Raw genomic sequence first — 20,267 nt, 5'->3', positions numbered from 1 at the left:
CCCAGACCTTAGTTCAGTTCAATGGCGAAGTAGTCACGCGCATTGTTAAAGCAAATATTTTTCACCATCTCGCCCAGCAGGTTGATGTCCGCCGGTGCTTCGCCCGCTTCCACCCAGCGACCGATCATCTGGCACAGAATGCGGCGGAAGTATTCGTGACGGGTGTATGACAAGAAGCTACGGCTGTCAGTCAGCATACCGACAAAGCGGCTCAGCAGACCGAGCTGCGCCAGTTGGGTCATCTGACGTTCCATACCGTCTTTCTGATCGTTAAACCACCAGCCGGAACCGAACTGCATTTTGCCCGGCATACCTTCGCCCTGGAAGTTACCGATCATGGTGCCCAGCACTTCGTTATCGCGCGGGTTCAGGCAGTAGAGAATGGTTTTCGGCAGCAGGTTTTCTTCGTTCTGCTTGCTCAGCAACTTAGACAGCTCTTCCGCCATCGGACGGTCGTTGATGGAATCAAAACCTACATCCGGCCCCAGCAGTTTGAACTGACGCAGGTTGTTATTACGCAGCGCGCCAATGTGGTACTGCTGTACCCAGCCGCGACGCGCATATTCGGCACCAAGGAACACCAGCACCGCAGTTTTGAACTGTGCCACTTCGTGCTCGCTCAGGGTTTCGCCAGCCAGACGACGCGCCAGAATGCTGTCCAGTTCCGCTTCGTTCGCTTCAGCAAACATCACCACATCCAGCGCGTGGTCAGACACTTTACAGCCGTGAGCGGCGAAGTGATCCAGACGTTTGGTCAGGGCAGTTTGCAGATCAGCAAAGCGGCGGATGTCGGTATCAGAGACTTCACCCAGCTTCGCCATGTAGTCGTTAAAGGTCGCCTGTTCGATGTTAAAGGCTTTGTCCGGACGCCAGCTCGGCAGCACTTTGATGGTGAAAGAGCCGTCTTTGGCGATCTCTGCGTGATGCTCCAGAGAATCGATCGGGTCATCGGTGGTGCCGACCATTTTCACGTTCATCTGCTGCATGATGCCGCGCGCGGAGAAGTTATCCTGCGCCAGCAGTTCATTACATTCGTTCCAGATTTCATCGGCAGTTGACGGAGAAAGCAATTTGCCAGTGATACCAAACGGACGACGCAGTTCGAGGTGCGTCCAGTGGTATAACGGGTTGCCGATAGTGTGCGGAACAGTCGCCGCCCAGGCGTCAAATTTTTCACGGTCAGACGCATCACCGGTGCACAGACGCTCGGCCACACCGTTGGTACGCATAGCGCGCCATTTGTAGTGATCGCCCTTCAACCAGATGTCATACAGGTTTTTAAAACGATAGTCTTCCGCAATCTGCTGCGGCGGCAAATGGCAATGATAATCGAAAATCGGCTGGTCTTTTGCGTAGTCGTGATACAGACGGCGGGCAAATTCAGTATCTAACAGGAAATCTTCAGTCATAAACGGAGTCATTTTCGTCTTCCTCTCAACGAGTGAGCTAGCTTGCTTATGGTGCGATGCTGACAAAGTTATCACACCAATTTCCAGAGTCCGAAGATATTTTCGTGAGATAGATCAATAAACGTAGTTAAAAAAATTACTCTCAAAGTGGTAAATCTCGCTGCAGGCCGCGCCAGTACTGGCCTCGCTGTCGTCAGGTAATGTCCCTACAAATATTCCCACATTTGTGATGGCTCTCACCTTTTAAAGTTGTATGACAAGTTATCTTTCTGCCGTCGCAAATCATAAGTCGACGGAATGCAAATTGCCGATTCATTCATTTGTTAGATGAATCGGGTTAACCGGTACGGAAGCCGAATTAGCACGAAACTTTCATGGCAACGTTCGGGGCGTGCCGGTTTTTTTTCGGTTACCCGGTCGTAACTAACATCTTCAGCCTCTGGCGGGATGATGGCCGCGCTTCCTGCGGATATAACAAAACGATGAGGTTTTACATGCGTAAAATTAAAGGGTTACGTTGGTATATGATCGCACTGGTGACGCTCGGCACCGTGCTTGGTTACCTGACGCGTAACACTGTGGCGGCAGCTGCGCCAACTCTGATGGAAGAGTTAAACATCTCCACCCAACAGTATTCCTATATCATCGCAGCCTATTCTGCTGCTTATACGGTCATGCAACCGGTAGCAGGTTATGTACTGGATGTGCTGGGTACGAAAATCGGTTATGCAATGTTTGCTGTGCTGTGGGCCGTGTTCTGTGGTGCAACCGCGCTGGCAGGTAGCTGGGGCGGACTGGCTGTTGCTCGTGGTGCGGTCGGTGCCGCGGAAGCAGCGATGATCCCGGCGGGTCTGAAAGCCAGCTCCGAATGGTTCCCGGCGAAAGAGCGTTCCATCGCGGTAGGTTACTTTAACGTAGGTTCTTCGATTGGTGCGATGATTGCACCGCCGCTGGTGGTATGGGCAATCGTGATGCACAGCTGGCAGATGGCATTTATCATCTCCGGTGCATTGAGCTTTATCTGGGCAATGGCATGGCTGATTTTCTATAAACATCCGCGCGACCAGAAGCATCTGACCGATGAAGAACGCGACTACATTATTAATGGTCAGGAAGCCCAGCACCAGGTGAGCACGGCGAAGAAAATGTCCGTTGGTCAGATCCTGCGTAACCGTCAGTTCTGGGGTATCGCGCTGCCGCGTTTCCTGGCAGAACCGGCCTGGGGTACTTTTAACGCGTGGATCCCGCTGTTCATGTTTAAAGTTTACGGCTTTAACCTGAAAGAGATTGCGATGTTCGCCTGGATGCCGATGCTGTTTGCTGACCTCGGTTGTATCCTCGGTGGTTACCTGCCGCCGCTGTTCCAGCGTTGGTTTGGTGTGAACCTGATCGTTTCTCGTAAGATGGTCGTAACGCTGGGTGCAGTGCTGATGATTGGCCCGGGTATGATCGGTCTGTTCACCAACCCGTATGTCGCAATTATGCTGCTGTGTATCGGTGGTTTTGCCCACCAGGCACTGTCTGGCGCGCTGATTACGCTCTCTTCCGACGTGTTTGGTCGTAACGAAGTGGCAACGGCGAACGGTTTAACCGGGATGTCCGCATGGCTGGCAAGTACGCTGTTTGCGCTGGTTGTCGGTGCACTGGCTGACACCATCGGCTTCAGCCCGCTGTTCGCAGTTCTGGCAGTATTTGACCTGCTGGGTGCGCTGGTTATCTGGACGGTGTTGCAGAACAAACCGGCGATTGAGGTGGCGCAGGAAACACATAACGATCCTGCACCGCAACATTAAGGCTTCGTGTAAGTTTTAGTTTCCCTTCAAAGCCGCCTTCTCAGGCGGCTTTTTCATCACTGTGAGTAGAGCTAAACTCGCAAAAGTGGTATAACAAATATAGTCTGCCGTATCATGCCTGGAGCGCATATGGAAATCACTGAACCACGCCGTTTGTATCAACAACTTGCCGCTGATCTGAAAGAGCGCATCGAACAGGGCGTCTATCTGGTGGGTGATAAACTGCCTGCTGAGCGCTTTATTGCCGATGAAAAGAACGTCAGCCGTACGGTAGTTCGTGAAGCCATCATCATGCTGGAAGTTGAAGGCTATGTGGAGGTGCGTAAAGGTTCAGGTATTCACGTGGTTTCCAACCAGCCGCGTCATCAGCAGGCGGCGGACAATAATATGGAATTCGCCAATTACGGTCCGTTTGAGTTGCTCCAGGCTCGCCAGCTCATCGAAAGTAATATTGCCGAGTTCGCGGCAACTCAGGTAACGAAACAGGACATCATGAAACTGATGGCCATCCAGGAGCAGGCGCGCGGCGAACAATGCTTCCGTGATTCCGAGTGGGATTTGCAGTTCCACATTCAGGTAGCCCTGGCGACGCAGAACTCCGCCCTGGCGGCTATCGTTGAAAAAATGTGGACCCAACGTAGCCATAACCCGTACTGGAAAAAACTGCACGAACACATTGATGCCCGTACTGTCGATAACTGGTGCGATGACCACGATCAGATCCTCAAGGCGTTAATTCGCAAAGATCCTCATGCTGCTAAGCTGGCAATGTGGCAGCATCTGGAAAACACCAAAATCATGTTATTTAACGAAACCAGCGACGATTTCGAGTTCAATGCCGACCGCTATCTGTTCGCAGAAAACCCGGTAGTGCATCTCGATACGGCCACCAGCGGCAGCAAATGAAATTTCCATCCGACAGGCGCTGCAATGCGCCTGTTTGCTTCGTCGGTAAGCGAAAAGTATAAAGTGTCAGCCTGTGTAAATCCTCTCGCCACCCTCCCCTGCAATCAGCAAAATCAGACTCCACGGACATGTAATTTTGATAACGAACAACGTTGACCTTTGTTACAATTAGATTCAATTTGAATTTATGCTTTTGAATGCTTTCTTATCTCACGATTTAACAGGGAATAGTTCAGGCTGTGTTGATGTATCAAACCCGCAAAACATACCAAAACAGCAATAACATTGCGGTAGTGCATCTTTTAAAACCAGCGTGGCGTTAACCGATTCACCAGGAATAATGAATGGAACTTTTGACCCAATTGCTGCAAGCCCTGTGGGCGCAGGATTTTGAAACCCTGGCCAATCCGTCGATGATTGGCATGTTGTATTTTGTCTTGTTTGTAATTTTGTTCCTTGAAAACGGCTTGCTTCCGGCGGCCTTTTTACCGGGCGACAGTTTACTGGTGTTGGTCGGCGTATTGATTGCGAAAGGCGCGATGGGCTATCCGCAAACGATTCTGCTGCTGACCGTTGCCGCCAGCCTCGGTTGCTGGGTCAGCTATATTCAGGGGCGATGGCTGGGCAATACCCGCACCGTACAAAACTGGCTATCTCATTTACCCGCGCATTATCATCAACGCGCACACCATCTTTTTCATAAACACGGTTTATCGGCGCTGTTAATTGGTCGCTTTATTGCATTTGTCAGAACACTGCTGCCGACGATTGCCGGATTATCAGGGCTGAACAACGCGCGCTTTCAGTTCTTCAACTGGATGAGCGGTCTGCTGTGGGTATTGATCCTGACAACTCTGGGTTACATGCTCGGCAAAACGCCGGTATTTTTAAAGTACGAGGACCAGCTGATGTCATGCCTGATGCTGCTCCCGGTGGTGCTGCTGGTGTTTGGCCTGGCAGGTTCTCTGGTCGTGTTATGGAAAAAGAAATATGGAAATCGGGGGTAAGGGATGCAAATACCTCGCATGTCGCTTCGCCAGCTAGCCTGGTCCGGCGCTGTTTTACTTCTGGTCGGCACACTGTTGCTGGCCTGGTCCGCGGTTCGCCAGCAAGAGTCTACGCTGGCGATTCGTGCCGTTCATCAAGGGACAACGATGCCAGACGGTTTTTCAATCTGGCATCACCTTGACGCTCACGGCATTCCTTTCAAAAGTATCACCCCCAAAAATGACACTCTGTTAATTACCTTTGACTCCAGCGACCAGAGTGCCGCCGCAAAAGCGGTCCTCGACAGAACATTGCCCCATGGCTACATCATCGCGCAGCAGGACAATAATAGTCAGGCTATGCAGTGGCTGACCCGGTTGCGGGATAACTCTCATCGCTTCGGATAACTTCCTGTTATCCGAAACATATCACTGACTTTGGTGATTTCACCGTAACTGTCTATGATTAATGAGGCGGTGGTTAACACTACCGCTTCGTTGTCTGGACAATCGTTCCTTTGTAATAGGTCCGAATCACAATGGAAGGTTCAAGAATGAAATACCGCATCGCTTTAGCTGTTTCTCTCTTTGCTCTTAGTGCCGGTAGTTATGCCACTACCCTGTGTCAGGAAAAGGAGCAAAATATCCTTAAGGAGATCAGCTATGCCGAAAAACACCAAAACCAGAATCGTATTGACGGTCTGAATAAAGCCCTGAGTGAAGTCCGGGCCAACTGTTCAGATAGCCAGCTGCGTGCCGATCATCAGAAGAAAATCGCAAAGCAGAAAGATGAGGTGGCGGAACGCCAGCAAGATTTAGCCGAGGCGAAGCAAAAAGGCGATGCCGATAAGATTGCCAAACGCGAACGGAAACTGGCAGAAGCGCAGGAAGAGCTGAAAAAGCTGGAAGCGCGCGACTACTAACTCACAATAGTCACTACTTACTCACCTGGAGAAAACTATGTCGAAAGAACACACTACGGAACATCTGCGTGCTGAGTTGAAATCCCTTTCCGATACGCTGGAAGAGGTGCTTAGCTCATCTGGCGAGAAGTCAAAAGAAGAGTTGAGTAAGATTCGTAGCAAAGCGGAGCAGGCACTGAAACAGAGCCGTTATCGCCTGGGTGAAACCGGTGATGCCATCGCCAAACAAACCCGTGTCGCGGCGGCGCGTGCCGATGAGTATGTGCGTGAAAATCCATGGACGGGCGTGGGCATTGGCGCTGCAATCGGTGTAGTGCTCGGCGTTCTGCTGTCGCGTCGTTAATTATGGCGGACACTCATCACGCGCAAGGGCCCGGTAAAAGCGTTCTGGGCATCGGGCAGCGAATTGTTTCCATCATGGTTGAAATGGTGGAAACACGTCTGCGGCTGGCGGTGGTGGAGCTGGAAGAGGAAAAAGCGAATCTCTTTCAACTTTTACTGATGCTGGGCCTGACGATGCTTTTCGCTGCATTTGGTCTTATGAGCCTGATGGTGCTGATTATTTGGGCGGTTGATCCGCAATATCGCCTGAATGCGATGATTGCCACCACCGTGGTGTTGCTGCTACTGGCACTGATTGGCGGTATCTGGACGTTACGTAAATCGCGTAAATCCACCCTGCTGCGCCATACACGCCATGAGCTGGCAAACGATCGGCAGCTGCTCGAGGAGGAGTCCCGTGAGCAGTAAAGTCGAACGTGAACGACGTAAGGCGCAACTGCTGAGCCAGATCCAGCAACAACGGCTGGATCTTTCCGCCAGTCGTCGTGAATGGCTGGAGGCAACAGGCGCTTACGATCGTCGCTGGAATATGCTGCTAAGTCTGCGCTCCTGGGCGCTGGTAGGCAGTAGCGTGATGGCGATCTGGACGATTCGCCATCCTAATATGCTGGTCCGCTGGGCCAGACGCGGTTTTGGCGTATGGAGCGCCTGGCGTCTGGTGAAAACGACCCTCAAGCAGCAACAACTTCGCGGTTAACTTCCCTCTGGCCGGAGCCATTCCGGCCTTATCCATCAAATTTTTTGAAGATTTTTGACAGTTTTCCTTGCTAACAATCATCATTCACCACGTTTATGATTCTCTCCATCGACAGCAACGACGCTAATACCGCGCCCTTGCACAAAAAAACAATCAGCAGCCTGAGTGGCGCAGTGGAGAGTATGATGAAAAAATTAGAAGATGTTGGTGTACTGGTAGCGCGCATTTTAATGCCGATTCTGTTTATTACCGCAGGCTGGGGAAAAATTACTGGTTACGCGGGTACCCAACAATATATGGAAGCGATGGGCGTCCCGGGTTTTATGCTGCCGCTGGTGATTCTGCTTGAGTTTGGTGGTGGTCTGGCAATCCTGTTCGGTTTCCTGACTCGCACCACAGCCCTGTTTACTGCGGGCTTTACGCTGCTGACGGCATTTTTATTTCACAGCAACTTTGCTGAAGGCGTCAACTCACTGATGTTCATGAAAAACCTGACAATTTCTGGCGGATTCCTGCTGCTGGCAATTACCGGTCCGGGCGCGTATAGCATCGACCGCCTGCTGAATAAAAAGTGGTAAGCACGAGCTATACTTAACGATAAAAAACGAGGAGGAAGCTCCTCGTTTTTGCTATTGGAGGAGAGAAAAATGGGTCAACTGATTGACGGCGTCTGGCATGACACCTGGTACGATACCAAATCCACCGGCGGTAAATTTCAACGTTCAGCTTCCGCATTTCGTAACTGGCTCACTGCCGATGGCACTCCTGGCCCCACTGGCATAGGCGGTTTTACCGCAGAGAAAGATCGTTATCATCTCTATGTTTCACTCGCCTGCCCGTGGGCGCACCGCACGCTGATCATGCGTAAACTCAAAGGACTGGAACCGTTTATTTCCGTTTCCGTAGTGAACCCGCTGATGCTGGAAAACGGCTGGACCTTTGATGACAGTTTTCCGGGAGCAACCGGAGATACGCTCTATCAACATGAATTTCTGTATCAGCTTTATCTCCACGCCGATCCACACTACAGCGGACGAGTTACTGTTCCCGTGCTGTGGGACAAAAAGAACCACACCATCGTCAGCAACGAATCAGCGGAAATCATCCGCATGTTCAATACCGCGTTTGATGCGCTGGGTGCGAAAGCTGGAGATTACTACCCACCAGCCCTGCAACCGAAAATTGACGAACTTAACGGCTGGATTTATGACACCGTTAACAACGGCGTGTATAAAGCCGGTTTTGCCACCAGCCAGCAAGCCTACGACGAGGCGGTAGTGAAAGTGTTTGAATCGCTGGCGCGACTGGAACAGATTTTAGGCCAGCATCGTTACCTGACCGGCAACCAGCTAACCGAAGCCGATATTCGCCTGTGGACCACGCTGGTGCGTTTTGATCCGGTGTATGTCACCCACTTCAAGTGTGATAAGCACCGCATCAGCGATTATCTGAACCTGTATGGTTTTCTGCGCGATATCTACCAGATGCCGGGGATTGCCGAAACCGTCAATTTCGATCACATCCGTAATCATTACTTCCGCAGTCATAAGACCATCAACCCTACGGGGATTATTTCAATTGGTCCGTGGCAGGATCTCGATGAACCGCATGGACGAGATGTTCGCTTCGGTTAAAAAAAGGCACCTTACGGGGTGCCTCTGATTATTAGCTAAGTGCATGTTGTGCATGTCGGATGCGGCGTGAACGCCTTATTCAACCCAAAAAACTTTTTATATTCAATATGTTGCAAGGACAGCGTAAGCCAGATAAGCGTAGTGCATCTGGCAATTTTGCACTTGTCATCAGTTTTAGCGCGCCTTCAAAGCACCTTATTAATTCATTGAACGAATATTTACTGCCATTTCATTCACGTCTATTCTTAATTTGCTGCTTTAAAAACAAGTGATTGAGCAAAATTGAGGCAAAAATGGACTGGTATCTGAAAGTACTAAAAAATTATGTCGGTTTCCGGGGTCGTGCGCGGCGCAAAGAGTACTGGATGTTTATTCTGGTCAACATCATCTTTACGTTCGTGCTGGGGCTGCTGGATAAAATGTTAGGCTGGCAACGCGCTGGTGGCGAAGGCATCCTGACGACAATCTACGGTATTCTGGTGTTTTTACCGTGGTGGGCGGTTCAGTTCCGCCGCCTGCACGACACCGACCGCTCGGCGTGGTGGGCACTGCTATTCTTAATCCCGTTTATCGGCTGGCTTATTATCATCGTCTTTAACTGCCAGGCGGGTACGCCAGGCGAAAACCGCTTTGGACCAGATCCAAAACTGGAACCTTAAAACAAATCTGCTCGCCGGATGTCTGACTCATCCGGCTTTTATCATCATGTTGATGAATGAATAATTTACTAATGTTTATTTAAAATATTTCAATGTCGTTATATAAATTACCTATAAAAAATAACCATATATTTATCTTAAATATCAAAACCTTTATAACATCCGAAAAAGAAAGATACGAATAGCATTTACTCCATCCCCGGAATAGACTTTCGCAACTTTTAATTAAAGGGATGTTTTTATGCAGTGGTATTTAGCCGTATTAAAAAATTATGTTGGTTTCTCTGGTCGCGCACGTCGTAAAGAGTACTGGATGTTTACTCTGATTAACGCCATCGTCGGCGCTATTATCAATGTCATTCAATTGATTTTAGGTTTAGAGTTTCCATTCCTTTCTCTCATTTACCTGGCAGCAACAATCATTCCGGTCATTGCTCTGTGCGTTCGTCGTCTGCACGATACTGACCGTTCAGGTGCGTGGGCGCTTCTCTATCTGGTACCGGTCATTGGCTGGTTAGTTCTGTTTGTATTTGCCTGTTTAGAAGGTACTTCTGGCAGCAATCGTTACGGAAACGATCCGAAGTTTGGTTCAAATTAATATTAAAATTGGGGCGATATTTCGCCCCTTTTTATTAACAATAACAAATATTATTTTCCGCTAAAAAGTTTGGGAATTTCCCGCAGACACCAGGATTTCGCTTCCCCCATACTGTCACGACGCCAGGCCATAATAATATCGATCTCGCTGGTCGATTCTGGGCTGACGACACGCAACCGCCCTTCCGCAATATCTTTTTCGACCATCGGATACGGCATCGTCGCCACGCCAAGCCCCGCCAGTAATGCCTGACGTTTATCTTCAATCGTGCTCACCGTTAAGCGCGGCTGTTTGTCCAGCAGCTGTACGGTCAACACCGGGCGCTCACGAGCGGTATCCGCCACCGCAATTCCACGATATTTCACGCGCGTCACTTCAGATAACGGTTCCGGCTCCTGATGAATCGGGTGATCAGGCGCGGCAACGTAGACGTTCATTAAGGTATAGAGCTTGCGCGAGTTGATCTCCGACGAGGAACGAAAATGCATATCCGGCGCGATAACGATATCCGCCCGCCCCTGCTCCAGCCGTTCCCACGCCCCCGCCAGCACTTCGGTGATGATTGCCAGTTGGGTATTGGCTTTTGCCGCCAGTTTGTCGATTAACGGGAATAAGGCAGGTGTCGGTACCAGCGCCTCGGTCACAATGGTGAGATGCGTTTCCCAACCGCGCGCGAGAGCTTCCGCATCAGTAGTCAGTTTATCTGCGGCTTCCAGCAAAACGCGCCCTCGCTCCAGCAACATCCTCCCGACATTGGTGAATTTGGTGCGATGACCCGAGCGGTCAAACAGCACCACATCCAGCTCTTCTTCCAGTTTTTGCATGGTGTAGCTAAGTGCGGAAGGCACGCGTCCCAGCTCATCCGCCGCCGCCGCAAAACTGCCCCGGCGATCGATCGCATCCATAACCCGTAGTGCTTCCAGCGTTAATGCCCTTTCTTTGGCCATTTCGTTCTCATTCAGGAAATTTGAACATACCGGGCAGAATATCTGGCTAACAATGTAGCGTCCAGCCCCTTACCATAAAAGGAAGTAAAGAGAGGTCAAGAATTATGATTACTACCCGAACTGCCAGGCAGTGTGGACAAGCAGACTACGGATGGTTGCAGGCCCGGTATACTTTTTCCTTTGGACACTACTTCGACCCGAAATTGTTAGGCTATGCCTCCCTGCGCGTGCTTAACCAGGAAGTGCTGGCCCCAGGTGCCGCCTTTCAGCCGCGAACCTATCCCAAAGTCGATATTTTAAATGTGATTCTGGATGGAGAAGCAGAGTATCGCGACAGCGAAGGCAATCATGTTCAGGCCTGCGCTGGTGAGGTGTTGCTGCTCTCTACCCAGCCGGGTGTCAGCTATAGCGAACACAATCTCAGCAAAGACAAACCGTTAACGCGAATGCAGCTTTGGCTGGATGCCTGCCCGCAGCGAGAGAATCCGCTGATTCAAAAGCTGGCGCTTAATATGGACAAGCAGCAATTAATCGCCTCGCCAGAGGGTGCGATGGGAAGCCTGCAATTACGCCAACAAGTATGGCTGCACCATATCGTGCTCGACAAAGGCGAAAGTGCGAATTTCCAGTTGCATGGGCCACGCGCGTATTTGCAATCGATTCACGGGCAATTTCATGCGCTTACGCATCATGAAGAGAAAGCGGCGCTAACCTGCGGTGATGGGGCGTTTATTCGTGACGAGGCTAACATTACGCTGGTTGCCGATTCCCCACTGCGCGCTTTGCTGATAGATTTGCCTGTCTAGTTGTTTTTACAGGGAGATGATGATGAGTAAAAAATCGGCCAAAAAGCGTCAGCCAGTGAAGCCCGTGGTGGCGAAAGAACCTGCTCGCACCGCCAATAATTTTGGCTATGAAGAGATGTTGAGCGAGCTGGAAGCCATCGTCGCGGATGCTGAAACGCGTTTAGCCGAGGATGAAGCTACCGCGTAAAGACAGGTGCCGGATGCGGCGTAAACGCCTTATCCGGCACGATACCCAAAACCTGGCGTTTATCTGGCCTTGCTCGCCATAATCTCGATAATCTGCCGATCCGTTTGCTGCATCGAATGGCTTGCTAACGCACACAGGTTGGCAATCGACTGCTCAACATCATGCGCCACAATCCCTTCATTGCCGGTCACAGCGGTATCATCCAGCGCCATTAACACCGCTTTCCACGCAGCCGAAGCACTGGTCGAAACCTTCATCGCGCAGCTGTTCGACGCACCATCGCAAATCATGCCGCTGACATCGCCGATCATACTGCTGATCGCCATCGAGATGGTTTCATAACGCCCATCCACCAGCCATGCCATCCCGGCGGCGGCCCCCATTGCTGCGGTCGTTGCGGCACAAAGCGCAGACAAACGCGGTAACTGGTTATGGATGTAAATCGCGCTCAAATGCGAAAGCATCAGCGCACGCGCCAGCCGTTCATCATCGGCCCCGAAGTGTTCTGCTACCACCACCACAGGCATTGTTGCAGTGATCCCTTGGTTACCCGAGCCTGAATTACTCATCGCCGGAAGCGTAGCGCCGCCCATACGCGCATCGGATGCCGCGCTGGTACGAATCACAATGGATGAAGAGAGATCTTTCGCCAGCAAACCGCGCTCGCACTGTTTTTCCAGCGTCGCACCAATATGCAGCCCCCAGTTACCACTCAAACCTTCCTGCGATAACGCGCAATTTAACTTCGCAGAATCGAGAATAAAGCGGATCGCCGCAAACGGGACTTCATTGACGAACTTCAGGATCTCAGCCAGCGTCGTCCTGGAAAGCACCGTCAGCGGCGACTCTTGCTCGCCCTCTGTCACACACGCCTGCTGGGTAAACACCACGCCATTGTGCGTCTCAATATGCACAATGTTGGTATGCCCGCCGACGATGGTGACACACGCCCACTTCTCACCGTTCCAGACTTTGGCGCGTGAGAAGAGGATTTCATCGCAAGGTTCCTGGATCTTAACTGAGACTTTCCCCGCCGCCAGCAGTGCTTTGGCATCGGCAATTGCCTGCGCAGTTGCGTCTTTCAGCACTTCCAGCCCGGCGTTAGCATTTCCACCTAACGCCCCAAGCGCCGCCGCAATCGGCAGCCCCACCATTCCCGTGCCGGGAACGGTGACGCCCAGACCGTTCTTCATCAGATTTGGCGAAACCCAGGCTTCTACACGTTCAACCGGACCTTCCAGTTCTGCCGCAGCAACCGCCGCCGCCAGCGCCAGTGAAATCGGTTCAGTACACCCCAGCGCCGGTTTTACCTCCTCCTGAACGGCGAGGATGTAACGCTGCCATAACGGATTTAAAGTCGAATCAAACATATTAAAAACCTTAAAATTTCAGGTAAATCAAGAAAATGCCAGGAACGGAGAAACACAAAGCAACAAACCAGTGACGATAATCAGGTACAGAGACATCCCTTTGTATTTGTGCAATGCCGGTACTTTGTAAACCAGCCACGCCGGGATCAGGCACCCTACCATGCCGAAAATCGGGCTACAGATAGAGGTGAAGCTCAACACCGGGGCGTTCAGTACGATGGCGCTCCAGGCCAGCAAAATGGCGAAAATCATGATGCCGCGCTGAACGAGATTTTCGTTAATCTTCTCGGCAGGTATCTTGCGACGCAGGATGTTCATTACGATCCCTTGCGTTGCTTCGCGAAAGCCTAAATAGACGCCAAAAAACGCGGTCATTACTGCAAAGATATTGAGAATGACGCTGACCACTTTCACCCACGCTGCGCCGTCACCGCTAATAAACTGCGCCGCAATTGCCAGCGCGGAAATATTCTGCTCGTAGGCTTTTACCGCTTCGTCATGTCCCATCGCCAGCGTGAACGACACGGCGTAGAAAAAGACGGTGACAAACAAAATGCCAAACGCGATATTCATGGCCCGCAATGCTTTATGCCGCGCCACTTCAATCGATTTTTCCCGCGAGCGATAAGAGATCACCATCGGGCTTAACGTCTGGATAAACAGAATCGACGTCAGGGTAAACGGCAGCGTAATAATGGCGTTTTTCACCAGCAGCCCCAGCGGCGGTAGCGAACCGACGTTATACAGATGCCACATTCCCACCATCGACACGCCCAGCGCCGCGACCACCAGCAGCTTGGTCAGCACCATCCCCGTCGAAATTTTGAATAACAATTTCTCGCCGCGTGAGGAGATCGCCACCAGAATGCAAATCAGTACCAGACCATAAAAGGGACTGTCTGACAGCAACTCTTCCGTCACGCCGAAGGTATGCAGGTAGGAAGCACTATCGTTGGTGATGGCGGTGGAATAGACGAACATCCAAATCACCAGCATTACGAAATAGAGTGCACCTAACAGGATGCCCCAGTTTTTACCTAAATAGCCGCTAATGACGCTCGGGTAATCTTTACATTCTGGTGATTCTGCCAGCGTATTAATAAACAACCGCTGAAACAGATACATTGCCGGGTAACCAATCACCGATGAGAGCAAAAATACCCACAATCCCATCAAACCGACCTGCACCGGGAGAAAAACAATCCCCGCGCCAATCGCCATCCCGATACTCATAATCACCCAGCCGGTGTCAGTACTGTCGAATTTGATCGCTTCTCGCCACTCGCTCTCACTCATTCCAGCACGACCCGCCGGGGTCGAAGCGTCTGCAATGACGCCTTTATTCGATGCAATTTCCATAATTTCTCGCTCAATATTTTGTAGGGCTTATTATTTTTTTCCGAGCCGCATCAAGGCGATATGCGGTCTACGTTTTTGCAGGCGAGTTATTAGAATAAAGAAATGATACGCGCGAGGTCAGAGAAAATCTTCACAATCAAGACTTTGAAATAACGGAGATGGATAAGAATTTTCTACTAAATTAATCGCAAGAGAATATTCATTCTCTATTTGCGGCAGATCACAAAAAAAAGGTGCACATTTGTGCACCCAAGGATGAAAGCTGACAGCAATGTCAGCCGCAGACCACTTTAATGGCCAGTCCTCCGCGTGATGTTTCGCGGTATTTATCGTTCATATCTTTGCCGGTTTCATACATCGTCTCGATCACTTTATCGAGTGAAACACGCGGTGCCGAGGTGCGGCGCATCGCCATCCGCGCGGCGTTTACTGCTTTCACGGCATTAATGGCATTACGTTCAATGCACGGGATTTGTACCTGTCCGGCAACCGGATCGCAGGTCAGCCCAAGGTTATGTTCCATCGCGATTTCCGCCGCATTGCATACCTGCGCCGGACTGCCGCCCAGTAGTTCAGTTAACCCTGCCGCCGCCATTGAACAGGCCACGCCAATCTCCCCCTGACAGCCGACTTCCGCGCCAGAGATGGAGGCGTTCATTTTATACAGCGCGCCAATAGCCCCCGCGGCCAGAAAATAGCGGGCAATTGACCGCTCGTTTACCGGACGACGGAACTTATCGTAATAAGCCAGCACTGCCGGAATAATGCCGCACGCACCGTTAGTCGGTGCCGTTACCACGCGCCCGCCAGCTGCGTTTTCTTCACTAACCGCCAGCGCGTACATGTTGATCCAGTCGATGACATTCATCGGATCGTTAGAAATGTTATCGCTGGAAACCAGCTGACGACGCAGCGCTACGGCACGACGCGGCACATTGAGCGGACCAGGCAGCACGCCTTCAGTGTTCATCCCGCGTTCAATACCGTCATGCATCACTTGCCAGATACGGGCAAACCCTGCGTCAATTTCCGCTTTGCTGCGCAGCGCCAGCTCGTTGTGCATCATCAGACCAGATATAGACAGGCCGTTGTAATCACACATTTTCAGCAGTTCACCTGCTGAGTGGAAATCGTAAGGTACGGACGTTTCGACATCGTGCGACAGGCCGAAGTGTTCTTCTTCGACAATAAACCCGCCGCCGACAGAGTAATAGGTTTTACTTAATAGCGCTTCCTGTCCCTTCCAGGCAGTGATCCGCATTCCGTTCTCATGGCGAGGCAACATTTCGGGATGGAAGATAATGTTCTTTGCTACAGGAAAATCAACAATATGCGCACCAGATGCCACTGGCAGCCGCCCGCTGCGCGTTACTAACTCTATAAATGCAGGGATCTCATCAATGACAACATCCTGCGGACTGTTTCCTGCCAGTCCCATGATAATGGCGACATCCGTGGCATGGCCTTTGCCCGTCAGTGACAACGACCCGTACAGATCGACCACAATATGGCTCGTCGCGGTTAATAAGCCGCTACTTTCCAGCCGATCAATAAAACTTTTTCCGGCATTCATTGGCCCCACGGTATGCGAACTGGAGGGACCAATCCCAATTTTGAAAATATCGAATGCACTAATCATATCCACACCCTCGGATTGCCGTTCAGTGAAGTGGAGCGGAACGACCTTGCGACCGTCCCGCTCACGAGGCTTTACGCACTACGTACTGCGATGGCTTCAATTTCCAGCTTCACATCTTTCGGCAAACGCGCGACCTGTACACAGCTCCGGGTCGGATAGGTCGCCTGATGCTCATCGAAGAACTGCTTATAGACTTCGTTGATGGTGGCAAAATCATTCAGATCGGTGATGAACACGGTCATCTTGATGATATCGCCCACGCTCAGCCCGGCAGCAACCACGATCGCTTTGACGTTTTCGAGGCTTAAACGCGCCTGATCTTGCACATCAGCCGGGATCTCACCGGTTTGTGGGCAAACCGGAATTTGCCCGGAGGTGAAGACCATGCTGCCTAAATCAACGCCCTGAACATAAGGGCCGATTGCGCCTGGGGCACGTTGCGTTTCGATAATCTTTTTCATACATCCTCCGGCGTCAGAGCGCCTGGGTAAAAGTACGTGAAATAACATCCTGTTGCTGTTCACGGGTCAGTGCGTTGAAGCGCACGGCGTAGCCAGAGACACGGATTGTCAGGTTAGGATATTTTTCCGGGTGCTCGATGGCATCCAGCAGCATTTCCCGATTCATTACGTTGACGTTGAGGTGTTGACCGCCTTCGACATCCGCTTCGTGGTGGAAATACCCATCCAGCAGGCCGACAAGGTTGGTTTTACGTACTGGATCTTCTTTGCCCAGCGCCGCAGGCACAATCGAGAAGGTGTACGAGATCCCGTCTTTGGCGTAGGTGAACGGCAGTTTCGCCACCGACGTCAATGAAGCCACGGCACCTTTGCGGTCACGACCATGCATCGGGTTAGCGCCCGGCGCGAACGGTGTTCCGGCGCGACGACCGTCCGGCGTATTACCGGTTTTCTGGCCGTACACCACGTTAGAAGTGATAGTCAGAATCGACTGGGTAGGGACGGCGTTGCGATAGGTTGGCAGCGCTTTAATTTTCTTCATAAAGCGTTCAACCAGATCGCAGGCAATGCTGTCTACGCGCTCGTCGTTGTTACCGTACTGCGGATATTCACCGTCGATTTCGAAATCCACCGCCAGGCCGTTTTCGTCACGGATTGGTTTCACGCGGGCATATTTGATAGCGGACAGGGAGTCTGTTGCCACCGACAGGCCCGCGATGCCGCATGCCATAGTGCGATAGACATCACGATCGTGCAGCGCCATCAGCGAAGCTTCGTAGCTGTACTTGTCGTGCATGTAGTGAATGATATTCAGCGCGCTGATGTACTGCACCGCCAGCCAGTCCATGAAGTGATCGAGACTGTCCATCACTTTGTCGTAATCCAGCACGTCGTCCATCAGCGGTGCCGTTTTCGGACCGACCTGAATCTTCAGCTTCTCATCCACCCCGCCGTTAATTGCGTACAGCAGCGTTTTCGCCAGGTTAGCGCGTGCACCAAAGAACTGCATTTGCTTACCAATCACCATTGGGCTAACGCAGCAGGCAATCGCGTAATCGTCGCTGTTGAAGTCAGTACGCATCAGATCGTCGTTTTCATACTGCAAGGAAGAGGTGACGATCGACACCTGCGCGGCATATTTTTTGAAGGCAATCGGTAATTCTTCCGACCAAAGAATGGTCAGGTTAGGTTCCGGTGCAGGCCCCATAGTGTGCAGGGTGTGCAAATAGCGGAAGGAGTTTTTGGTCACCAGCGTACGACCGTCCAGCCCCATCCCGCCGATCACTTCCGTCGCCCAGATTGGGTCGCCGGAGAACAGCGAATCAAATTCCGGTGTACGCAGGAAGCGTACCATACGGATCTTCATGATGAAGTGATCGATCAGTTCCTGTGCCTGCTGCTCATTGAGTACGCCAGCTTTAAAGTCGCGCTCAATGTAGATATCGAGGAACGATGCCGTGCGCCCCAGCGACATCGCGCCGCCATTTTGCGATTTCACTGCCGCCAGATAAGCGAAGTAGAGCCACTGCACCGCTTCCTGTGCATTCTGCGCCGGGCGAGAGATATCAAAGCCATATTTCGCCGCCATTTCCTGAATCTGCAAAAGCGCATGACGATGCTCTGCCAGCTCCTCACGCAGACGGATAGTGGCTTCCAGATCCTCGCCTTTTTCCAGACGGGACTGGAGATCGGCAAATTGCAGTTCGCGTTCACGCACCAGATAACTGATGCCATACAGCGCCACGCGGCGGTAGTCACCGATAATGCGCCCACGGCCATAACCATCTGGCAAACCAGTCAGTACACCCGATTTACGGCAGCGCAGCATATCTGGTGAGTAAACATCAAATACGCCCTGATTATGGGTTTTACGCAGATCGGTAAACAGATATTCAAATTCACTGTCCATTTCACGGCCATAGGCGTGGAATGAACTTTTAATCATATTAATGCCACCGAACGGATGCAGCGCACGCTTTAATGGCGCATCCGTTTGCAGGCCCACTATTTTTTCCAGCGGCTGGTTAATATATCCCGCATCATGAGCGGTAATGGTGGTAGCAATATTAGTATCGAAATCAACCGGCGCGTGGGTTGCGTTTTCGATACGAATGCCTTCCATCACTTTTTCCCACAATTCCGTGGTGGCTGGCGTCGCTTCAGCGAGGAAAGATTCATCGCCTTCATACGGTGTATAGTTATGTTGAATAAAATCGCGGACATTAATTTCGTTTTTCCAGTCCGTACCTTTAAAGCCAAGCCATGCGTCGGCGTACAGCTTATCGCTGGTATCAATATCTACCTTCATGAAAAATAATCTCTCTACAATACTTCAACTAAATTATGCAAATTCTGCGGGCGCGTTAACTTTGCCTAAATGAATGGCATCCAAAGCAATCATTTTTTCTTCGTTGGTTGGGATAACGGCGCAAATGACACGCGCATTTTCACTGGAAACAATTCGCTCTCCACAGGAGTTAGAGCGATTATTCATTTCTGTATCAATCTCTACGCCTAATACAGCCAAATGTTCCATGACCAGACGACGAATTAAACTTGAATTTTCTCCTATTCCGCCGGTGAATATAATTCCATCCAGGCGACGTAATGAGGCTGCGTGTCCGGCAATATGACGGGCAATTCGGTGAACAAAGGTTTTAATTGCCAGTTGCGCGCGTTCGTGACCTTCATGCCAGGCTTTTTCCAGAACACGTAAATCCGAAGAAAGACCGGAAATGCCTAATAATCCCGACTCTTTATTCACTACGCGTTCCAGGTCACCCAGGCTCTGGTTGGTTTGGCTGGCGACCCAGGACATCGCACCAAAGTCGACATCACCACTGCGGGTACCCATCATCAAGCCTTCCAGCGGCGTCATTCCCATTGAAGTGTCAACACTCTGACCGTTGCGAACTGCGCAGATTGACGCGCCATTGCCAAGATGCGCCACAACCAGGCCGGAGTCATCTTCCGCCAGATTCAGCAAAGAATGCGCGCGCTGGGAAACATAGCGGTGCGACGTGCCGTGGAAACCATAACGGCGTACACCTAACTCTTCATAATATTTCCACGGCAGGCCGTATAAATAAGCTTCCGGAGCCATCGTCTGGTGGAAACTGGTATCAAATACCGCTACCTGAGTTACGCCCGGAAATAATTGCTGCGCCGATTCAATACCACTTAAATTGGCGTAATTATGCAGGGGTGCCAGTGGAGAAACGCGACGGATATTATCAATGACTTCATCGGTAATAATGGCGGACTCGGTAAAAATACTGCCGCCGTGAGCGATGCGGTGGCCAATTAAGGCCACACTGTCATTTAAATTCCGTTTTTCCAGTTCAAATGCAATTGCCTTCAATGCACCTTCGTAGCTGTGGTGAGCCAGCGGTGCTGGCTCTCCCCCATTTACGGATAAGAATGCATTTTCCGAGTTAATACCGTCGGCAATACCTGACATTAATACTTCACAGTCGCTGGCATCGAGTACGGAAAACTTAATCGAAGACGAACCACAGTTAATAACCAAAACAACCGGAAATTCATTCATC

23 protein-coding genes are annotated in these 20,267 nt (G+C 51.1%); 15 read left to right on the top strand and 8 right to left on the bottom strand.

What is annotated here, in order from left to right; all coding sequences use genetic code 11:
* Positions 1 to 8 precede the first annotated feature (8 nt).
* Positions 9 to 1,421, bottom strand: a complete 1,413-nt coding sequence (gene uxaC / locus ACJHX3_RS03205; RefSeq protein ID WP_000187442.1) for a glucuronate isomerase — start codon at positions 1,419 to 1,421, stop codon at positions 9 to 11.
* A 482-nt stretch (positions 1,422 to 1,903) separates the two neighbouring features.
* Between uxaC and exuT the strand changes: the two genes are divergently transcribed.
* The 13 genes from exuT (at position 1,904) to ACJHX3_RS03140 (ending at position 9,947) form a co-directional block, all read left to right on the top strand.
* The gene (gene exuT, locus ACJHX3_RS03200) at positions 1,904 to 3,202 is read left to right on the top strand and encodes a hexuronate transporter ExuT (RefSeq protein ID WP_001226465.1); all 1,299 of its coding nucleotides are present in this window, start codon (positions 1,904 to 1,906) and stop codon (positions 3,200 to 3,202) included.
* A 129-nt stretch (positions 3,203 to 3,331) separates the two neighbouring features.
* On the top strand, positions 3,332 to 4,108 hold the full coding sequence (gene exuR / locus ACJHX3_RS03195; protein ID WP_000406487.1) for a transcriptional regulator ExuR: 777 nt from the start codon (positions 3,332 to 3,334) through the stop codon (positions 4,106 to 4,108).
* Positions 4,109 to 4,347: 239 nt separating this feature from the next.
* Positions 4,348 to 4,431, top strand: a complete 84-nt coding sequence (gene yqiM / locus ACJHX3_RS03190; protein ID WP_212735802.1) for a hypothetical protein — start codon at positions 4,348 to 4,350, stop codon at positions 4,429 to 4,431.
* A 21-nt stretch (positions 4,432 to 4,452) separates the two neighbouring features.
* The gene (gene yqjA / locus ACJHX3_RS03185) at positions 4,453 to 5,115 is read left to right on the top strand and encodes a DedA family general envelope maintenance protein YqjA (protein ID WP_000422149.1); all 663 of its coding nucleotides are present in this window, start codon (positions 4,453 to 4,455) and stop codon (positions 5,113 to 5,115) included.
* A 3-nt stretch (positions 5,116 to 5,118) separates the two neighbouring features.
* Positions 5,119 to 5,502, top strand: a complete 384-nt coding sequence (mzrA, locus tag ACJHX3_RS03180) for an EnvZ/OmpR regulon moderator MzrA (protein WP_001166760.1) — start codon at positions 5,119 to 5,121, stop codon at positions 5,500 to 5,502.
* A 146-nt stretch (positions 5,503 to 5,648) separates the two neighbouring features.
* Complete coding sequence (gene yqjC / locus ACJHX3_RS03175; RefSeq protein WP_001295543.1) at positions 5,649 to 6,017, top strand: DUF1090 family protein YqjC; 369 nt, start codon at positions 5,649 to 5,651, stop codon at positions 6,015 to 6,017.
* A gap of 37 nt (positions 6,018 to 6,054) precedes the next feature.
* A complete protein-coding gene (locus ACJHX3_RS03170) occupies positions 6,055 to 6,360 on the top strand; it encodes a YqjD family protein (RefSeq protein ID WP_000031415.1) in 306 nt (101 codons plus the stop codon).
* A gap of 2 nt (positions 6,361 to 6,362) precedes the next feature.
* Entirely contained in the window at positions 6,363 to 6,767 is a 405-nt protein-coding gene (locus ACJHX3_RS03165) for a phage holin family protein (protein WP_000785722.1), read from the top strand.
* Complete coding sequence (locus ACJHX3_RS03160; protein WP_000096086.1) at positions 6,757 to 7,056, top strand: YqjK-like family protein; 300 nt, start codon at positions 6,757 to 6,759, stop codon at positions 7,054 to 7,056. Before ACJHX3_RS03165 ends, ACJHX3_RS03160 begins: the two co-directional genes overlap by 11 nt.
* Before the next feature lie 185 nt (positions 7,057 to 7,241).
* The gene (locus ACJHX3_RS03155) at positions 7,242 to 7,634 is read left to right on the top strand and encodes a DoxX family protein (RefSeq protein WP_000732240.1); all 393 of its coding nucleotides are present in this window, start codon (positions 7,242 to 7,244) and stop codon (positions 7,632 to 7,634) included.
* Between the two features lie 69 nt (positions 7,635 to 7,703).
* Positions 7,704 to 8,690, top strand: coding sequence for a glutathionyl-hydroquinone reductase YqjG (yqjG, locus tag ACJHX3_RS03150; protein ID WP_000531217.1), 987 nt, complete (start codon positions 7,704 to 7,706; stop codon positions 8,688 to 8,690).
* A 293-nt stretch (positions 8,691 to 8,983) separates the two neighbouring features.
* The gene (locus ACJHX3_RS03145) at positions 8,984 to 9,349 is read left to right on the top strand and encodes a DUF805 domain-containing protein (protein WP_000384145.1); all 366 of its coding nucleotides are present in this window, start codon (positions 8,984 to 8,986) and stop codon (positions 9,347 to 9,349) included.
* 241 nt (positions 9,350 to 9,590) lie between these two features.
* Positions 9,591 to 9,947, top strand: coding sequence for a DUF805 domain-containing protein (locus ACJHX3_RS03140; protein ID WP_001198784.1), 357 nt, complete (start codon positions 9,591 to 9,593; stop codon positions 9,945 to 9,947).
* Positions 9,948 to 9,997: 50 nt separating this feature from the next.
* Here the strand turns inward: ACJHX3_RS03140 and yhaJ are convergent, their stop codons facing one another.
* The gene (gene yhaJ, locus ACJHX3_RS03135) at positions 9,998 to 10,894 is read right to left on the bottom strand and encodes a DNA-binding transcriptional regulator YhaJ (protein ID WP_001041019.1); all 897 of its coding nucleotides are present in this window, start codon (positions 10,892 to 10,894) and stop codon (positions 9,998 to 10,000) included.
* Positions 10,895 to 10,998: 104 nt separating this feature from the next.
* On the opposite strand from yhaJ, the gene ACJHX3_RS03130 reads away from it, so the two are divergent.
* Positions 10,999 to 11,700 (top strand): pirin family protein, encoded by a 702-nt coding sequence (locus ACJHX3_RS03130; protein WP_000633566.1) that lies wholly within the window; start codon positions 10,999 to 11,001, stop codon positions 11,698 to 11,700.
* 22 nt (positions 11,701 to 11,722) lie between these two features.
* A complete protein-coding gene (gene yhaL, locus ACJHX3_RS03125; protein WP_001306007.1) occupies positions 11,723 to 11,887 on the top strand; it encodes a protein YhaL in 165 nt (54 codons plus the stop codon).
* A 59-nt stretch (positions 11,888 to 11,946) separates the two neighbouring features.
* Here the strand turns inward: yhaL and cyuA are convergent, their stop codons facing one another.
* From cyuA to tdcD, 6 genes are all read right to left on the bottom strand, one after another.
* On the bottom strand, positions 11,947 to 13,257 hold the full coding sequence (gene cyuA, locus ACJHX3_RS03120; protein WP_000460505.1) for a cysteine desulfidase: 1,311 nt from the start codon (positions 13,255 to 13,257) through the stop codon (positions 11,947 to 11,949).
* 27 nt (positions 13,258 to 13,284) lie between these two features.
* Positions 13,285 to 14,616, bottom strand: a complete 1,332-nt coding sequence (locus ACJHX3_RS03115; protein WP_000401574.1) for an amino acid permease — start codon at positions 14,614 to 14,616, stop codon at positions 13,285 to 13,287.
* 274 nt (positions 14,617 to 14,890) lie between these two features.
* Positions 14,891 to 16,255: an L-serine ammonia-lyase gene (gene tdcG, locus ACJHX3_RS03110; RefSeq protein WP_000622115.1), complete on the bottom strand. Its 1,365-nt coding sequence runs from the start codon at positions 16,253 to 16,255 to the stop codon at positions 14,891 to 14,893.
* Between the two features lie 71 nt (positions 16,256 to 16,326).
* On the bottom strand, positions 16,327 to 16,716 hold the full coding sequence (locus ACJHX3_RS03105; RefSeq protein ID WP_000719990.1) for an enamine/imine deaminase: 390 nt from the start codon (positions 16,714 to 16,716) through the stop codon (positions 16,327 to 16,329).
* A 13-nt stretch (positions 16,717 to 16,729) separates the two neighbouring features.
* Complete coding sequence (gene tdcE / locus ACJHX3_RS03100) at positions 16,730 to 19,024, bottom strand: 2-ketobutyrate formate-lyase/pyruvate formate-lyase (protein ID WP_000861734.1); 2,295 nt, start codon at positions 19,022 to 19,024, stop codon at positions 16,730 to 16,732.
* Positions 19,025 to 19,057: 33 nt separating this feature from the next.
* Entirely contained in the window at positions 19,058 to 20,266 is a 1,209-nt protein-coding gene (gene tdcD, locus ACJHX3_RS03095; protein ID WP_001297162.1) for a propionate kinase, read from the bottom strand.
* Position 20,267: the final 1 nt, after the last annotated feature.

This window comes from Escherichia sp. WS1265, from assembly GCF_046487585.1.
Lineage (GTDB): Bacteria > Pseudomonadota > Gammaproteobacteria > Enterobacterales > Enterobacteriaceae > Escherichia > Escherichia coli.
Note: the sequence above shows the minus strand (reverse complement) of the source record. Positions and strands in the feature narration are given on the sequence as shown.

Coding starts and splice junctions, on each gene's coding strand:
- ACJHX3_RS03165 (WP_000785722.1), top strand. CDS start 6,363: ATGGCGGACACTCATCACGCGCAAGGGCCCGGTAAAAGCGTTCTGGGC.
- ACJHX3_RS03140 (WP_001198784.1), top strand. CDS start 9,591: ATGCAGTGGTATTTAGCCGTATTAAAAAATTATGTTGGTTTCTCTGGT.
- mzrA (WP_001166760.1), top strand. CDS start 5,119: ATGCAAATACCTCGCATGTCGCTTCGCCAGCTAGCCTGGTCCGGCGCT.
- cyuA (WP_000460505.1), bottom strand. CDS start 13,257: ATGTTTGATTCGACTTTAAATCCGTTATGGCAGCGTTACATCCTCGCC.
- tdcE (WP_000861734.1), bottom strand. CDS start 19,024: ATGAAGGTAGATATTGATACCAGCGATAAGCTGTACGCCGACGCATGG.
- uxaC (WP_000187442.1), bottom strand. CDS start 1,421: ATGACTCCGTTTATGACTGAAGATTTCCTGTTAGATACTGAATTTGCC.
- yqjG (WP_000531217.1), top strand. CDS start 7,704: ATGGGTCAACTGATTGACGGCGTCTGGCATGACACCTGGTACGATACC.
- ACJHX3_RS03170 (WP_000031415.1), top strand. CDS start 6,055: ATGTCGAAAGAACACACTACGGAACATCTGCGTGCTGAGTTGAAATCC.
- exuT (WP_001226465.1), top strand. CDS start 1,904: ATGCGTAAAATTAAAGGGTTACGTTGGTATATGATCGCACTGGTGACG.
- ACJHX3_RS03115 (WP_000401574.1), bottom strand. CDS start 14,616: ATGGAAATTGCATCGAATAAAGGCGTCATTGCAGACGCTTCGACCCCG.
- yqjC (WP_001295543.1), top strand. CDS start 5,649: ATGAAATACCGCATCGCTTTAGCTGTTTCTCTCTTTGCTCTTAGTGCC.
- ACJHX3_RS03105 (WP_000719990.1), bottom strand. CDS start 16,716: ATGAAAAAGATTATCGAAACGCAACGTGCCCCAGGCGCAATCGGCCCT.
- yhaJ (WP_001041019.1), bottom strand. CDS start 10,894: ATGGCCAAAGAAAGGGCATTAACGCTGGAAGCACTACGGGTTATGGAT.
- yqjA (WP_000422149.1), top strand. CDS start 4,453: ATGGAACTTTTGACCCAATTGCTGCAAGCCCTGTGGGCGCAGGATTTT.
- yhaL (WP_001306007.1), top strand. CDS start 11,723: ATGAGTAAAAAATCGGCCAAAAAGCGTCAGCCAGTGAAGCCCGTGGTG.
- ACJHX3_RS03155 (WP_000732240.1), top strand. CDS start 7,242: ATGAAAAAATTAGAAGATGTTGGTGTACTGGTAGCGCGCATTTTAATG.
- ACJHX3_RS03130 (WP_000633566.1), top strand. CDS start 10,999: ATGATTACTACCCGAACTGCCAGGCAGTGTGGACAAGCAGACTACGGA.
- ACJHX3_RS03145 (WP_000384145.1), top strand. CDS start 8,984: ATGGACTGGTATCTGAAAGTACTAAAAAATTATGTCGGTTTCCGGGGT.
- tdcG (WP_000622115.1), bottom strand. CDS start 16,255: ATGATTAGTGCATTCGATATTTTCAAAATTGGGATTGGTCCCTCCAGT.
- exuR (WP_000406487.1), top strand. CDS start 3,332: ATGGAAATCACTGAACCACGCCGTTTGTATCAACAACTTGCCGCTGAT.
- tdcD (WP_001297162.1), bottom strand. CDS start 20,266: ATGAATGAATTTCCGGTTGTTTTGGTTATTAACTGTGGTTCGTCTTCG.